At 32.5% G+C, this 14,466-nt stretch carries 15 protein-coding genes; 12 read left to right on the top strand and 3 right to left on the bottom strand.

Going from position 1 to position 14,466, the window contains the following annotated elements:
* Positions 1 to 19 precede the first annotated feature (19 nt).
* On the top strand, positions 20 to 916 hold the full coding sequence (locus RE409_RS12940; protein ID WP_309559085.1) for a peptidoglycan-binding protein: 897 nt from the start codon (positions 20 to 22) through the stop codon (positions 914 to 916).
* Positions 917 to 1,033: 117 nt separating this feature from the next.
* Here RE409_RS12940 and RE409_RS12945 read toward each other — a convergent pair whose 3' ends face one another.
* The gene (locus RE409_RS12945) at positions 1,034 to 2,056 is read right to left on the bottom strand and encodes a helveticin J family class III bacteriocin (RefSeq protein ID WP_309559086.1); all 1,023 of its coding nucleotides are present in this window, start codon (positions 2,054 to 2,056) and stop codon (positions 1,034 to 1,036) included.
* Between the two features lie 471 nt (positions 2,057 to 2,527).
* Here RE409_RS12945 and RE409_RS12950 point away from each other — a divergent pair, with 471 nt between their 5' ends.
* The 4 genes from RE409_RS12950 (at position 2,528) to RE409_RS12965 (ending at position 4,636) form a co-directional block, all read left to right on the top strand.
* Positions 2,528 to 3,040: a DUF3189 family protein gene (locus tag RE409_RS12950; protein WP_053345974.1), complete on the top strand. Its 513-nt coding sequence runs from the start codon at positions 2,528 to 2,530 to the stop codon at positions 3,038 to 3,040.
* Positions 3,041 to 3,359: 319 nt separating this feature from the next.
* Positions 3,360 to 3,551, top strand: a complete 192-nt coding sequence (locus tag RE409_RS12955) for a hypothetical protein (protein WP_053345975.1) — start codon at positions 3,360 to 3,362, stop codon at positions 3,549 to 3,551.
* Positions 3,552 to 3,927: 376 nt separating this feature from the next.
* Positions 3,928 to 4,191, top strand: a complete 264-nt coding sequence (locus tag RE409_RS12960; RefSeq protein WP_201253492.1) for a YjcQ family protein — start codon at positions 3,928 to 3,930, stop codon at positions 4,189 to 4,191.
* A gap of 100 nt (positions 4,192 to 4,291) precedes the next feature.
* The gene (locus tag RE409_RS12965) at positions 4,292 to 4,636 is read left to right on the top strand and encodes a YolD-like family protein (RefSeq protein ID WP_056519358.1); all 345 of its coding nucleotides are present in this window, start codon (positions 4,292 to 4,294) and stop codon (positions 4,634 to 4,636) included.
* Between the two features lie 336 nt (positions 4,637 to 4,972).
* Here the strand turns inward: RE409_RS12965 and RE409_RS12970 are convergent, their stop codons facing one another.
* A complete protein-coding gene (locus RE409_RS12970) occupies positions 4,973 to 5,170 on the bottom strand; it encodes a hypothetical protein (RefSeq protein ID WP_201224607.1) in 198 nt (65 codons plus the stop codon).
* Positions 5,171 to 5,678: 508 nt separating this feature from the next.
* On the opposite strand from RE409_RS12970, the gene RE409_RS12975 reads away from it, so the two are divergent.
* From RE409_RS12975 to RE409_RS13000, 6 genes are all read left to right on the top strand, one after another.
* On the top strand, positions 5,679 to 7,073 hold the full coding sequence (locus RE409_RS12975; RefSeq protein ID WP_309559088.1) for an Ig-like domain-containing protein: 1,395 nt from the start codon (positions 5,679 to 5,681) through the stop codon (positions 7,071 to 7,073).
* Positions 7,074 to 7,197: 124 nt separating this feature from the next.
* Positions 7,198 to 7,434, top strand: coding sequence for a hypothetical protein (locus RE409_RS12980; protein WP_201180622.1), 237 nt, complete (start codon positions 7,198 to 7,200; stop codon positions 7,432 to 7,434).
* Between the two features lie 447 nt (positions 7,435 to 7,881).
* A complete protein-coding gene (locus tag RE409_RS12985) occupies positions 7,882 to 8,088 on the top strand; it encodes a hypothetical protein (protein WP_201249495.1) in 207 nt (68 codons plus the stop codon).
* A 132-nt stretch (positions 8,089 to 8,220) separates the two neighbouring features.
* Entirely contained in the window at positions 8,221 to 8,622 is a 402-nt protein-coding gene (locus RE409_RS12990; RefSeq protein ID WP_201180620.1) for an RDD family protein, read from the top strand.
* 309 nt (positions 8,623 to 8,931) lie between these two features.
* The gene (locus tag RE409_RS12995; RefSeq protein ID WP_201253494.1) at positions 8,932 to 9,399 is read left to right on the top strand and encodes a hypothetical protein; all 468 of its coding nucleotides are present in this window, start codon (positions 8,932 to 8,934) and stop codon (positions 9,397 to 9,399) included.
* 895 nt (positions 9,400 to 10,294) lie between these two features.
* On the top strand, positions 10,295 to 10,720 hold the full coding sequence (locus RE409_RS13000; protein ID WP_201180615.1) for a hypothetical protein: 426 nt from the start codon (positions 10,295 to 10,297) through the stop codon (positions 10,718 to 10,720).
* A 419-nt stretch (positions 10,721 to 11,139) separates the two neighbouring features.
* Here the strand turns inward: RE409_RS13000 and RE409_RS13005 are convergent, their stop codons facing one another.
* Positions 11,140 to 11,379: a hypothetical protein gene (locus RE409_RS13005; protein WP_201180613.1), complete on the bottom strand. Its 240-nt coding sequence runs from the start codon at positions 11,377 to 11,379 to the stop codon at positions 11,140 to 11,142.
* A gap of 382 nt (positions 11,380 to 11,761) precedes the next feature.
* On the opposite strand from RE409_RS13005, the gene RE409_RS13010 reads away from it, so the two are divergent.
* The gene (locus tag RE409_RS13010; RefSeq protein WP_309559089.1) at positions 11,762 to 14,446 is read left to right on the top strand and encodes an Ig-like domain-containing protein; all 2,685 of its coding nucleotides are present in this window, start codon (positions 11,762 to 11,764) and stop codon (positions 14,444 to 14,446) included.
* Positions 14,447 to 14,466 lie beyond the last annotated feature (20 nt).

The following is a 14,466-nucleotide window of genomic DNA, read 5'->3' on the forward strand; positions in this document are numbered from 1 at the left end:
ATAATATGAGGTGAATAAAATGAAGGCAAAATTACAAACGTTATTAACCAGATCCGAAAAGAATATGGGCAGTGGTATACATCCAGTGGTGAAAGAATCAGCATTAGAAATGATTAAACGCGCCTATAAAGAAGGTATTTTTGTTCAAATCAGCGCAGGCTACCGTTCTATGGAAGAGCAAGCAAAGTTATATGGTCAAGGTCGCCTAGGATATAGTTATAAAGGGAAAAATTATAGTGATCTATCGAAACCAAAAGTGACAAACGCTCAGCCAGGTCAATCTTATCACAACTATGGACTAGCCATTGATTATATCATAGTGAGTGATGATGGGAAGAATGCAATATGGACAGTTGATTCAAAGTGGAAACGTGTAGCTGCTATTGGTAAAGATTTGGGTTTTAAATGGGGTGGAGATTGGGCTTCGTTTAAAGACTATCCTCATTTGGAGATGACGGGTGGATTATCCTATTCACAATTACAAGCAGGCAAAAAACCCAATTTGGTATCAAAAGTGCCTACTGGTGATCAGATTGTAAAACAAATCCAAAAAACATTAAACAGTAGGTATAATACAAGAATCGTTGTGGATGGTTTTTATGGACCTAACACTAAGACGGCGCTGATAAAGGGGTTCCAAAGGGAGCTAAATAAACAATATAGAGCAAAGCTTAAGGTCGATGGGAAATGGGGTCATAATACAAAGGCAGCTTCACCCATTATTAGAGAAGGGGCGAATGGGAATATCACATATATCTTACAAGCTGTACTTTATTCTGAAGGTTACAATCCAAATGGGGTAGATGGTATATTTGGAAGTGGCACAAAATCAGCGGTAAAAGTATTTCAAAAAGCTAACGGATTACCAGCAGATGGTATCGCTGGTGAAAATACATTTGCTAAGTTGTTTGCATGACATAAAATTGTGTGCATGAATATGCAATAACTTTATGGGCGAATTGTTGTATAACTCCTAGAATCACACCACGTTAGAAGCCCATCTCTAAATCGAGAGGGGCTTTTTTTTCTCTATCTATTCAAACAGAGTATATAATCGAATCGGTTTTTGATTTCCAGAAGAATCTAATCCGGGATTTAAACTTAAAAATACAGTCTCTACACTTGAATTATTTGGATTATTTTCAACTTTAATTCCCTCTGCTTCAAGATTGCCAACATAACTTCCTGTTATTTTTATGGTGTTGATATGCTCGGCATTACCACCGTTAGTATAAGAATATTTATAGAGTGTAGGTGTATCACCTGCTGCACCGCCATACAGATAAAGGAATTTGTTACCAGAACCTATTCCAGTGATATCAAATCCTTGAAAGGAATTATTGGGTCTTGTGAGTCCTGTGAAATTTGTCAACTGCAATGAGCTTAGATCTTTTATGGACATTTTATTATCTGATGAAGCCTTTAATGCCTTTGTTACGTCACTTAGTTTATATACGGCGTAGTAGGTATTAGATGCTGAAGTTCCAATTTGAATTCTAAAACAAATACGATCTTTGCCATCTGCTATTGCAACAGCACTTCTATAGGCACTACCACTTATTTTTGATGTGACTTCTTCTAGATTTGTTATCGTTTTTACATTTACTACTTCTGCGCCCGTTGGTTTTGCAGGGGTAACTTTATACTCAATAAGTGATATATCAGTAGACCATTTATTGCTATCACCACTATTTACGGTATTCCCTACCCATAATAAAGTTTTTCCATTCTCTTTTATCACTTCTAAAGACTCTCCGTGTCCATAGTCTCCAAGTATTACATAATCTTCTACTTCACATTTTTCACCTTTTATAATGCAGCGTGAAAGCACTGTAGCCGATTTAACTCTCTGAGTAATAAAAACTTCATTTTTATCACCATAATCAAAGTTTTGTATAGCATTTTCATATTTCAGGCCTAAATATTCAAATACCCGGTCTATAGTAGTCGTTTTTGTTGGGACTGTGTTGGCAGCGCTAGTAGTAATACCGGACATATTTAAGATTATGAGGCATCCCAAAAGTGTTATAAAAGTTTTTTTAAAAACTATTTTCATTTTATAATCCCCTTTTTATATTCTTATCATTATTATTTGCAGATAATATCATAACATGTTAATTATGTTTAATTTTATCTTAAAAGTTAAAAAATATAAGGAAGTAAAAGAGGATTAAAAGGTGTCGTTTATTTGGATGTATTTATAGTATCTACTACAAATTCGGGAACTGATTTTACTTGAAGAATATAGACCAAGCGTTCTTTGAACAAGTTTTTCTCAAGGAAAAACTGCACTTTATTCCATGGGGATCACTACATCTCGAATGGTTAAAACAAAGGGTTACCTATAGGTAGTACTGGTACAGTAACTGATCATGTTATAAGTTAAGTTTAAAATGATTCGATGAACAGAAGGAATCAACTGTGTAATATTAGCTAAAAGATAATCCCCTGAATTGGAACTAGAATAAATGACCATAATGACCATAATAGCCATAGATAAAAATATAAAGGATGTAAGGATGATATCATGATTTATATCTATAATGACTATGGTGGGACACATACCACGGCTCTAGCAGCTGCCTATCATTTAAAAGAAATTATCCAATCAGAACGAAAACTAACTAAAGAAGAAATATTAAATGTTAATTACTTCAATAAATTAACAAAAGATGATTCAGGGAAAATTATTTTCCATGGGATAGATGAAAATGGAGACTCGGTATATACTCTAGGACGGCGATCATCCAAAATTGTTGTTCCAGCATTAAAAAACTTAAGCTTCATACTGCAAAACAAACATCAATTTCATGAAAAAATAATATTCTCTAATACATCACCAACTGTACCGTTTGTGATGTCAATTGGGGGTTTTTTATCAAGACAATTAAAAATTGATTTTATTGGTGTACCATTATTAATTATAGGTGCCAAACAATGCTGTGATAATATTTTTCGGTTGGTTGAAAACACCAAACAAATAGGGAAATTCTCAAGTGAGGAAAAAGTGATTATTTTAGAAAATGAAAAATATAAATGATAATCGTTAGTATTTTATCTAGGTGAGAAAAGAGATATCCCTAGCACAGGAAGTCGGTTTTTACATAAAAAAACTAAAATGTTAAGCAAGATACGTTGAGTCAACCATAAATGTTGGCACTTTGTTGTTACACATCTTAAAGAAACTTCATGTTAACGAAAATATGTAAATTACCACTCATTTTTAATTAATAAAATCGAAAGTTTTTTGGAATCTATGTAAATTTTGTAATGAATATACGTGAATTTCGTAAATTTTTGGAATCCTAGGTAATTTCCTGATTTTTAGTTGTATGATTGTGAAAAAGGAGTTTATTGAGATGAAATTTTCAGAAACTATTGTAAATTTTTTTTCAATCAAACAAAAAGAAATACCTGACACACACTTTCAATGTCATGTCTGTGACGGAACAGGTGCCTATGATATATATACTGACTGTCTTACTTGTAATGGAAAAGGGCTAATAAGTAAAATTGAGTATTTTAGTAGGCTTGAAAACGGTGAAATCTAAAAGTTTTAATGTTGACTGTTACTATGCCTTATCGATTTACAGATAGTACTACAGAAAAACCTAAGAATAGGGAAAATATATAAAATTGTTTAGTTACACAGTTAGATTTTATTTTTTATCTGTCATTAAATAGGTAGGATTACATGAACCTTGTCAAATATATTAGTTACAATCATTGATAATGAATTCCCTAGTAGTCCTTTTAATAGGAAGAAACTGTGGGTATCTTGAAAAATAAATAAGAAACAAATCCAAAGTCGTCCAAAAGGTCGGCTTATTAATTTCGAAATGGGGAGACAAAAGATATTCGAACTTGGATTATCAGCTTTGTTTATTGGTACCCTGTTACCAAACTATTCAAGCATGGACACCACGTTTGGCTATTTTAAAGGAATTAGACAACGGAAATTACGCCTTTAAACATGTGGATTTAGGGATTGAACCTAATGCGCTTAATGATGCTGTTGAATTCCTACAAGACGAAGGGTATATTGATGGTGCTGAAGTATATCTTACTGGGAATTATGATATATTCCACGCTATGATAATTGAAAAGGGAGAAGATTATCTAGAGGATAACTCCCAATTAATGAAAGCGTACAAAGGGTTGAAGGGAGCGAGAGGTTGGATGAAAATTTAGTAACAACGTTAAAGCATCCAATCATTGGATGTATCTTTTTTATCATAAATCGGAACAAATGTTCTATAATATAACTTATAGAATGAATGGAGTTGTTCCTATGTCACTTAAAGATCGCGGAAATATTAAATGGAAATCAGCTATGTTTTTGCCTGAGCACGTTAAATTACTAAAAGATTTAAATAAAGATTATTATCGGCAAGTAAAACCAATATTAGATGAATACCAAATAGAGGAGTTTGAAAACAAAATACACAATGCTATGGAGTTTAGTTCACCCGTAAAGTTTACTGTTTGGGAAGACGGCTTCGATTGGGAGTATACAGGATTATTACATAGATTAGACCCAATAACTAATTTGATTCATTTAGAGTTGGAGAAAGAAAAGGGATATATTATAAAAATAAAATTTGAAGATATTGTAGAGGTTGAAGTTAAAGAGTAAAGAAATTTAAATGGAAATACCACTTTGTTATATTCATAATTTTACATGTTACTCATAGAAAAGTTAATAAATGTGAATTTAAATTTAAAGCAAAATAGAGGAAAAAATTAATACTACAAAATCAGAGATAAAAGATAATAAAAAAAGCTAGTGACAATAATATTACTAGACTGTGTTTGGATAAATTGTTGCTCAGGAACACAGTCAAAGACATAAGAAATGTTGGTGAAAAGAGATATGAATACACAATCATACGATTTGTTTTTGTGCTTATTTATCAAGCATAATAATAAGTATTTCACTTGTTTTCTTTTTCTTAATCATCCTATTAATTGACTAGCGTTGTCCTATATAGCCACGAATTTGTTTGTTATGATTAAAAAGCCTAGTATATTTAGGGTTGTAATACAAAGTAGTAAACCAATCGTATTCTTTTAACATATCAAGGTGTTTATCCGTATGTTTTGTACTATTATGTAATGACATTGATGCAACGAATAAAAAATCTAATGCTAATGATAATAATTCACCCATAATGAATGAGCTTCCTTATATTGGTTAATTTTACCTTAAAAGGGTACCTAGGAGAAGTGATTTATTATTTTTCAATAGCTGCATTTTTTCAAAACTTAGCTTTTTGTTTACATAAAATGAATAATCCAAAAAAACCACCAGTCGGTTAGGATTGATGGTTTTCTTTTGTTTCAATAAACTCAACAACTTCCTCAATATTACACAGATGTCAGGGACGGTAGCAATTACGTAAAATTCAAAGGGAAGGATTCATCATTTAAAGGTTCTTTTGAATTGAAAGGACCATTAAAACAGCTGCTCAAAGAGTAGTGGATAACCATACTAGAATCTATTTGTATAGAAAACTGCTGAAGTGACTTAATGAGCAAAGTCGAGAGATTAATGACTCTCATTTGAAATATATTTTTATGTGAAAAAATATATATAGAAACATATGGTAATTCAGGTACATATGTATTAGGATAAATATAGTAAATTGTTCATTATAACGAATTCAGGGGGAGAAAACGTGCGTAATAAAGGTATTTTGTCATTGGTTGCTGTAGGGTTATTAGCTTCCACAGTGTCCGTGGGTATTGTTAAGGCTGAAGGAAACAAGAACGAGTTGGCTAGGAAAGCTATAGAAAGTCAAGTAGAAAAACCTCTCCAAAAAGGTGCTATTGATCCTAAAACATTTAACCAAATTGAACAAGCATTAAAAGGTTCACAATCATACTCAGTAAATAGTTTCAATAAAATGGGTAGGATGAGTAGTGGCAATTCTGATGAAGATTACTTGATTGAAAGTGAATATAATGACGACTTTAATTCAGCAAATATATCATCATATGAAAAACCGACAATCGGTCAACTACTTCCTTTGTACGATGTTGATTTTTATAAAGTAAAAGTACCTCAGAGTGGAATTTTATTAGTAGGAGGAGAAACTAACTCATACTCCATTGATCTTCTATTTACTGCCGTACAAAAAGATTTTGTTGAGAGTAGCAATTTGGAATATTTGGGTAGTGAATATGAGGATGATGTTGAAGTACAAGCGTATCAAGCTAAAGCTGGCACATATTATGTGGGTGTTATAGACACTGATAATGACTACATTGACAATAATACAGAAGAGGATTTATATGCTATCTCAACTGGATTTGTAGATAATGTTAAGCCATCTAAGCCAAGTGTTAATAAGGTTGACAATAATGACAAAGTTATAACAGGGAAAGCAGAAGCTAATTCTACGGTTACTGTTAAAAGTGGAAGTAAAGTGTTAGGCTCTGCAAAAGCAACATCTAAAGGAACATTCTCTATTAAAATAGCCGTGCAAAAAGCGGGAACTAAATTGACCATCACAGCTAAAGATAGTTCAGGGAATGTAAGTTCAAGTGTTGCTGTAACTGTTTTAGACGTTGTTCCACCAAGTAAACCTACAGTAAGTAAGGTAGATAATAATGACAAAGTAGTAACAGGGAAAGCAGAAGCTAATTCTACGGTTACTGTTAAAAATGGCAGTAAAGCATTAGGCTCTGCAAAGGCAACAACTAAAGGAACATACTCTATTAAAATAGCCGTGCAAAAAGCGGGAACTAAATTAACGGTCACAGCAAAAGATAGTTCAGGGAATGTGAGTTCAAGTGCTTCTGTCACAGTGTTAGATGTTGTTCCACCAAGTAAGCCTAAGGTAAGTAAGGTAGATGATAATGATAAAGTTGTAAAAGGGAAAGCTGAAGCATTATCGACTGTGACCGTAAAGGTAGGTAGTAAATCCCTTGGTTCAGCGAAAGCAACGTCTAAGGGGAGCTACTCAGTTAAGATAAAAGCACAGAAAAAGGGAACTACCCTTTCAATAACTGCAAAGGATAAAGCAGGAAATGTTAGTTCAAAGGCAACTACTAAGGTTGTAAAACATTAAATTCACGGTGATATTACATCTGTTGTTACAGATGAATCATTAAAGACAATGGACATTCTAATAAAACTAAATCAAGTAGGAGTACTCAATATCCGTTATACTTCAAAAACTTGGAGAGAAGAAAATGAGTATAAAGAAAAGTCAAACATTTGTACAGTTAGATGTAAGGAATTGGGATAATGCTGAATTAGTAGAAAGTTTATATGAAATTTGCGAGACTAGTAAAGAGTATGAAAATGATGTAGTAGAGGTTCATCAAGTTGTAGACTTAGGTAAACTTAAAAATGAATGGAGATATTTAATCATTCTAAATATTTCACAAGACCTAGATAATCTGGGTGCGCAAATAGATCATTATTAAAAACAAAAATTTCACTTAATAAAATCTTGAAACCACCAGTCCAATTACTGGTGGTTTTCTTCTGTTTGAACTAATTCAATTACGTCTTCTATATTGCATTCAAGGTATTCGCACATGTTAATAAAAATGGATAATACCACATTAATGTGGCTCTAGAGTCACGTTTCCGAGTCACAAATCATCCTGTTTTTTTTAAACCCCTTTAACGAACTGAATCGTATTGGCTTCAATAAGTAGGGAGAGAATACCGTTTAAATGGATAAGGTTTTTATAAATACAATTCTAATTCAAAGCTGCGTTCATCCAATACAAGAAACAAATACATCGCTTATAAAGATATTTTGGAATATTTATAGAAACAATGTTATAAGATGTTTAAAATAAAATTTACTATCTGTTATTTAACAATAGGGTAGGAAACATGGTTTGTTGGTTAGGGTTAATGTATTGGAAGGAAACTATGATGAGGCCTGTGAAGGGCATTTGATTTTATCAATAATAGTTGCTATTGGTTTTATTTATACAACTTTTTCATACATTGAGTTTACTAGTAAAGCAAGGTTTTCTAAAATATTCTTTTACTTTGGTTTGATTTCAGTCGTATATGGTACGGGTATACTAACTCAAAAATATATTCAAGAAAAGATAAAATAATCTATTAAGCTTAAGCGGATGTTTGGTAAAAAAAGAGCGATTTTAACTATATTTAATTCTTTAAAAGCTCGTTAAATTACCTGGAATATGGTAAAATAGTTAATTGTAACTAATTCAACAGGAGGAACATATATGAGCAATTCAGTAGGGTTTTGGAAACGATTTTTAGCAGAAGTTCTAGATGGCATTATAATAGGCATTCCATTGGCGGTAATTTTTGGTTTGATCACTGGTCAATGGGAAGATGATAGTATTTCAACCTTTGTCGTCTTTCTTTACACAATGTTCGTACCAATATTTTGGTATGGATATACAGTAGGCAAAAGAATGATGGGTATACGTATAGTAAGGGTTGACGGTAAAAAATTAGGTATAGGTACTATGCTTTTAAGATGTTTAGTTGCTGGAATAGTTTATGGAATCACATTAGGAATAGGATTTATTGTTAGCGCGTTTATGGTTGGTTTAAGAAAAGATCATAGAGCAATCCATGATTTCATAGCTGGTACATACGTGACATCGAATAAACCTTGATTATAAGATAGGCAGCTTAATAGCTGCTTTTTTTGTTAGGAAATTTCAGTTGACCCTTTATTAACAGAAGCACTTGATAAAGTTAAACAACTGAAAAATGTTGGATCTTTCTCGTTAAGGATTTATTTAAAGGCTATTTATGGAGTGGAAACAATATGAATGAAAGAAGTTTATAAGGAGCTATGATTTTAAATGAGATAATGAAGAAAAAAGATTATGTTGTAATTCTGGACAAAAAACTTCTCGGCATTAAAGGTACATGAAGTTAGAGTATGCATTGAAGTGGGCTGAATAAGTGACAATAGAGCAATGCAATCGGCATATGCTGACACGTTAACTACTACTATTGAAAAGGATAAAATGCTTTCAGTATTAGAAGTTATACAAAATGGTATTGTTAAAGAAAATGATGAAACTAAGTTAAACGTAGATTATGCTAAGGAATATGGTCTATCGAATACAGAAATTAATAATCTCCAACAGGCACTTATTGAAATTTCTTCAGATGAATTAAATGAAATTGAAAGTGAAACAAGATTATTAGATAAGGAAATACTTAAACAAGACGATGTTATTCAAATAGACGAACTAACAGCGTCAGCTACAGGTAGACATGCTGCACCGCCTTCAGCATTGGAAAAAACTTTAAAAATTGCATTTGGAACCGTTGTCGGAGTGACTGGTGCTACTTTAATTGTTCAAGACATGTATAAATTAGGAGCTTATGCAGCTTGCCACAAATGGGGTAAAAGAAACCTAAAGTTAAAAAACGTGTAAAACACTAGGATACTGGTAAAATATCTGAAACTAAGGGGGAAACACAATGTTTGACATAGTTGACTTTTCGAGAGTGAAAATGCTGAAATTATTGATACATTCTTTGCTTATATGCATTTTATTAAGCTTAGTTAGTTTAATTATTAACGATATTTTTTCAATTATCGTTGATAGAAGAATTAATTTGAATTTATTTTTTATTCCAATAATCATGGTTTTTTGGGTTTTGATAGCAATTAAAAAACCAACATACCAAAAATAATTTCAGGATAAGAGTCTGGGCACAATGCTCAGGATTTTTTTATATTTGTTTTACAATAAAATATCACTATTAACCCTATTTACGAAAGGTTTTTCTTTATTAAATCATCAATAAGAAGTAAACACCATTGAGCAAATGGATATTGATTATAAGCGAGTAATCTTCACTCTGACGAAGTGTTGGCATCTTTCTACCTAACCTGCAGATTTTCGTTAGTGAGGACGAAATAGACCTCGACATGGACGACTTAAACATAGCGCTGACCGCGGTTGATAGCGGTCTTGCAGTAGTAAATCTCGTAATCATCATTGGCGACGACGATTCGCAAGTGTAAATTTGGCGTTAACTCCCGAAAATTATACGGAAGTTTTAGACGAAGCAATCCTGGATGCATCCTTTAATTCCTTTATTTTCTTTTATTGTTACAATAGTCATTTTCTTAGTAGTGCAGATGAATTCTTATTATCGGAGCACTTGTGATGAACTTCGGCCAGATTACGGAATCATTCTTTCCTCGAAGGCTAAGGTTTTTGGGTACAAAAATAGGCAACTGCGAAGAAAGATGAACCCATTTGTAGGCGGATGCGTACATATAACATATAAGATAATATAAGGAAAAGGGACGGTACTATTATGGGATTCTGGAAACAGGTTTTTAGACCTCGGGTCAGCGTATTGAAGGGCGGTCACGTATTAACTGATAATGTCGAAGGCAAAGGGCTAGTTAATAGAATGTCTGTAATAAAGGGGAGGAAGTCAGGCGAAGTCAAGGTCACAACGGCATATGGACATAAGCACTTCACACTTTCACAGATTGAGTGGGAACAAAGTGGAGATCGAAACGTCGGTAAAGGTTATGGTAGTACTATACTTAGTACGGCACTTGTGGGTTCAGTCGGTACAATCGCTGAAGTTGCTGTCAGAGCAATGAAAAAAGACAACTCGACTGCGTACATTTATTTGATCGACGAAGAAGGCGAGGAGCACAAAATCCTCGTTCAGTGTACGAAGGAACAATTTGTACAAATATATAAATTGTGTAATTTATATAAAAATTAAATAAAGTGTTTCCTAGGAGTGTGAAAATAATGAACCACAAGCAAGAGGAAATAGATCCATTATAAAGGTAGAGTAAGAAGGTATAAATGTCTGTAGATGGAAAGAAAGCACATAGAGAACTTTAAGAGTTATATGATCATAACGAAAAAAGTGGCGGAAGAGTAGCAGGTATCAAATATACGGATCTTTATGAAAACGATGATGAAAAACAAGAGCATCTAGTGTATGAGTATCTACAAGATAAAGGATTAATTGACTATAAAATTCTAGGTAGTAACACTTATCAAGCCAAAATCACTCCACCTGGTATTGATAGAATAATGATAAGTGGGCGATCTTTTGGGTCAATTCATTATTGGGTTTAAATTTTGTAAAAAGTAAAAGCACTTTACCTTAAATGGTCGAGTTCTTTTTTGTGTTTATATATTTAATACGTCTTTATTCTGATTAATGATGATTTTATTTCTTAATATCATTTCTTTATTATTAAGCCCAACATTTAGTTCGGTAGTATTGCTCATCTTCTCTATAAGGGAAGCTACAGATATTTCTAATAATTCAGGGATAGACATGTCTGTTTTAGCTGATAAGCTTTCAAGCTTATTGATTAATTCTGGAGATAACAATAACTCTAATGCTTGTCTTTCCTTTGTGTCCATGATTGTACCCTCCATATGATGAGTTATTTTTATTAGTTTAATTATATTATAGAAATTTCAAACTCAACATTAAATTGGGGTAAAAAAATAGTAAAGTTTTGATGTCAATTACAAAAGAAAGGAAGCATCTGGAATGTAATTTTGATTTGTGATAGATGAAATATTTTTAACTAAATATTGTTTAGGTGGTCAGAATAAAGCAGCAGACACATTAGAAATGATTTTGAGCGGAATAAAAGAGGGTACAACTTTCAAATTAAGTCATAAAAGGATAAATATTCAAATAATAATAATATGAATAATTTCAGTATTTAGAAAATGTAATACAGTCCTCCTATTATTATGGTAAAATTTAACTGATATTATAGAAGGGGGCGAAATTTTGAAGTGGTTGCTTAAATGGGTAATAATTGTTTTAATTTGCATCATATCAGGATTCAGTATAAATCCAGTGGTTAAGGCAGAAAGTACAAAGCCAAATATTTCTTTTAGTATTATTTCCCCTACGTCAAATACTACGAAAAATGATGAATTAAAAGTTATTATTTCTAAACCGAACTCCACCTATCAAGTAAGTCAAGTTAAGGCAAAGGTTGAGGGAAAGGAAATCCTTCTAACATATGATAACAATGCTTATGGTGAACATCTTCCAGGATGGGTTGGTACATTAAATTTGAATGGTTTATCAAGAGGAATAAAAACACTTGAAGTCACTGTCTATGATGTTTATGGGAATGCTGTAGCGAAACAAACGACATTTAAGTATACGCAGCCACCAGGTTTAAATATTATTTCTCCTAAATCTTTTGATTTTACAAATGGAAAATTACGGATCACTGCAGAGGCTTCTGATTTAGCTGGTGAAACCTCTACAATAGGGGTATATGCCTCTTCTAATGATGAAGGTTATGGGACGAAATTGCTGGAGAGAGTAAATAGAATCGATGAGACTGTTGATATTAGTAAATATAATGGAAAAGAAATCTATATGACATTTGTAGTTTCAAATGAATCTGGGGGCACATTTACTACAACTAGGGAAATTTATGTTGATAATAGCCCACTTTTAAGCCCAAAAGATCGAATTGATGGGGAAATATTAGATTATAAGGATAATAAAATATTATATCGAACAAATAATGATATAAGAATAAAAGATTTACACACAACAAACGAAACATTAGTTTTTTCTCATTCGATAAATAAAGTGGATTATGGTTTTTTAACTCCTTTAGGTGTGATGCTTGTTGTACAAAATGTTGATCCATATTATATCTCCAATAGTTTATATGAATATAAAAATGGTACTCTTACTTATTTAGGGAGATTAAACTCAAATAGTTCTTTAAAGGTTAATGGTCATTATGCAATTTGGAATGGTGATTTAAAACCTCTTTCAACACCTGGTATTGCTTCTGGAGTCGAATTATATTTAAAGAATCTAGAGAGTGATAATATCACACTTGTATCTAACGAAGCAGGAAATTGGATGAATAATGTAACATCTAATGGTGATGTGATTTATTGGTCAGGTTATGGATGGAATGGGTCAGGGGATACAATATTTAATTACAATATTTATAAATATTCCAATGGAAATACAAGTAGGCTATCTTCTGATGGAAGTTATTTTAATGTATATCCAGTGTCGGATGGAAGCTTAACTGTATATGAAAGACATCGATATAATGAGAATACACATTTCTTAATTTTGAATGTTGATGGAAAAGATGAGACGATTGCTACATCATCAAATGATTTCTCACCTGGAAGAGATTATACCATTAACAATGGCTATGTGGCGTATACCAATTATATAAATGGAACAAAGCAAATTTTTATTTGGAAAGATGGTATTTCTAATCAAATCACTTATTTAGGATCTGATACATCAATTGTATCTCTAAATGCTAATGGTGATGTAATAGCTAGGTTTAGTAATGGCTACTATTTTATCAAGAATGACGGAAGTCAACCAATAAAACTATATACAATAGGTTTGAACAATTACTGGGTTAATAATGAGCTTTATGGCGTTATCGGTGGGGAACTTTTAAGAATAGAGACAAAACCAGTTATAGTTACAGGAGTTACTCTTTCCAAAACGAATCTTGAATTAAAAATTGGAGAAGAATTTAATTTGACTGCTAATGTTTTGCCTTCTAATGCAACAAATCAAAGGGTTAAATGGGAAAGTAATCATTCAGATATCGCAGCTATTGATGGCACAGGTAAAATAATCGCAAAAAAGGAGGGTACAGCTACCATAACAGTAACCACAGAGGATGGAATTAAGACTGCAAGCTGTACTGTGGTGATAAAAGATGTAACAGCACCATCCATACCAACAGTCAATACTGTATATGATAATGCTACTGTTATTACTGGTAAAGCTGAATCAAATGCAAAGGTATATGCGACGGTAGGAAGCAAGAAAATTGGAGAAACAGCTGCAAAAAATGGTCAATATACGATTAAGATTGCAAAACAAAAAGCAGGTACAACCATCGTTGTTTATGCTAAAGATACTTCAGGTAATAAGAGTGGAAGTAAAACAGTTAAGGTAATAGACAAGACAGCTCCATCGATACCAACAGTTAATAATGTATATGATAATGCCACTGTTATTACTGGTAAAGCTGAATTAAATGCAAAGGTATATGCGATGGTAGGAAGTAAGAAAATTGGAGAAACAACTGCAAAAAATGGTCAATATACGATTAAGATTGCAAAACAAAAAGCAGGTACAACCATCGTTGTTTATGCTAAAGATACTTCAGGTAATAAAAGTGGAAGTAAAAAAGTTAAGGTAATAGACAAAACAGCTCCATCCGTACCAACAGTTAATAAAATTACAAGTAAGACAGTAACAGTAACTGGTAAAGGTGAAAAAGGAGCATCTATTTATATTTACAATGGAAGTAAGAAGATTGGGCAAGGAATCGTGGATAGTCGAGGAAACTTTAAGGTGAAAATTAAGGCACAAAAGAAGGGTTCGTCATTAAAGGTATACGCTCAAGACAAATCAGGAAACAAGAGTAAGAGTAAAACAGTAAAGGTAAGCTAGTAACAAGATTAAATTAGTTT

The organism is Peribacillus sp. R9-11 (assembly GCF_031345095.1).
Lineage (GTDB): Bacteria > Bacillota > Bacilli > Bacillales > DSM-1321 > Peribacillus > Peribacillus butanolivorans.

Bases quoted from the DNA above. Each gene is read 5' to 3' on its own strand.
- RE409_RS12970 (WP_201224607.1), bottom strand. From the start codon at position 5,170: ATGGGTGAATTATTATCATTAGCATTAGATTTTTTATTCGTTGCATCA.
- RE409_RS12995 (WP_201253494.1), top strand. From the start codon at position 8,932: ATGCAATCGGCATATGCTGACACGTTAACTACTACTATTGAAAAGGAT.
- RE409_RS12940 (WP_309559085.1), top strand. From the start codon at position 20: ATGAAGGCAAAATTACAAACGTTATTAACCAGATCCGAAAAGAATATG.
- RE409_RS12980 (WP_201180622.1), top strand. From the start codon at position 7,198: ATGAGTATAAAGAAAAGTCAAACATTTGTACAGTTAGATGTAAGGAAT.
- RE409_RS12955 (WP_053345975.1), top strand. From the start codon at position 3,360: ATGAAATTTTCAGAAACTATTGTAAATTTTTTTTCAATCAAACAAAAA.
- RE409_RS12945 (WP_309559086.1), bottom strand. From the start codon at position 2,056: ATGAAAATAGTTTTTAAAAAAACTTTTATAACACTTTTGGGATGCCTC.
- RE409_RS12990 (WP_201180620.1), top strand. From the start codon at position 8,221: ATGAGCAATTCAGTAGGGTTTTGGAAACGATTTTTAGCAGAAGTTCTA.
- RE409_RS12965 (WP_056519358.1), top strand. From the start codon at position 4,292: ATGTCACTTAAAGATCGCGGAAATATTAAATGGAAATCAGCTATGTTT.
- RE409_RS13005 (WP_201180613.1), bottom strand. From the start codon at position 11,379: ATGGACACAAAGGAAAGACAAGCATTAGAGTTATTGTTATCTCCAGAA.
- RE409_RS13000 (WP_201180615.1), top strand. From the start codon at position 10,295: ATGGGATTCTGGAAACAGGTTTTTAGACCTCGGGTCAGCGTATTGAAG.
- RE409_RS12950 (WP_053345974.1), top strand. From the start codon at position 2,528: ATGATTTATATCTATAATGACTATGGTGGGACACATACCACGGCTCTA.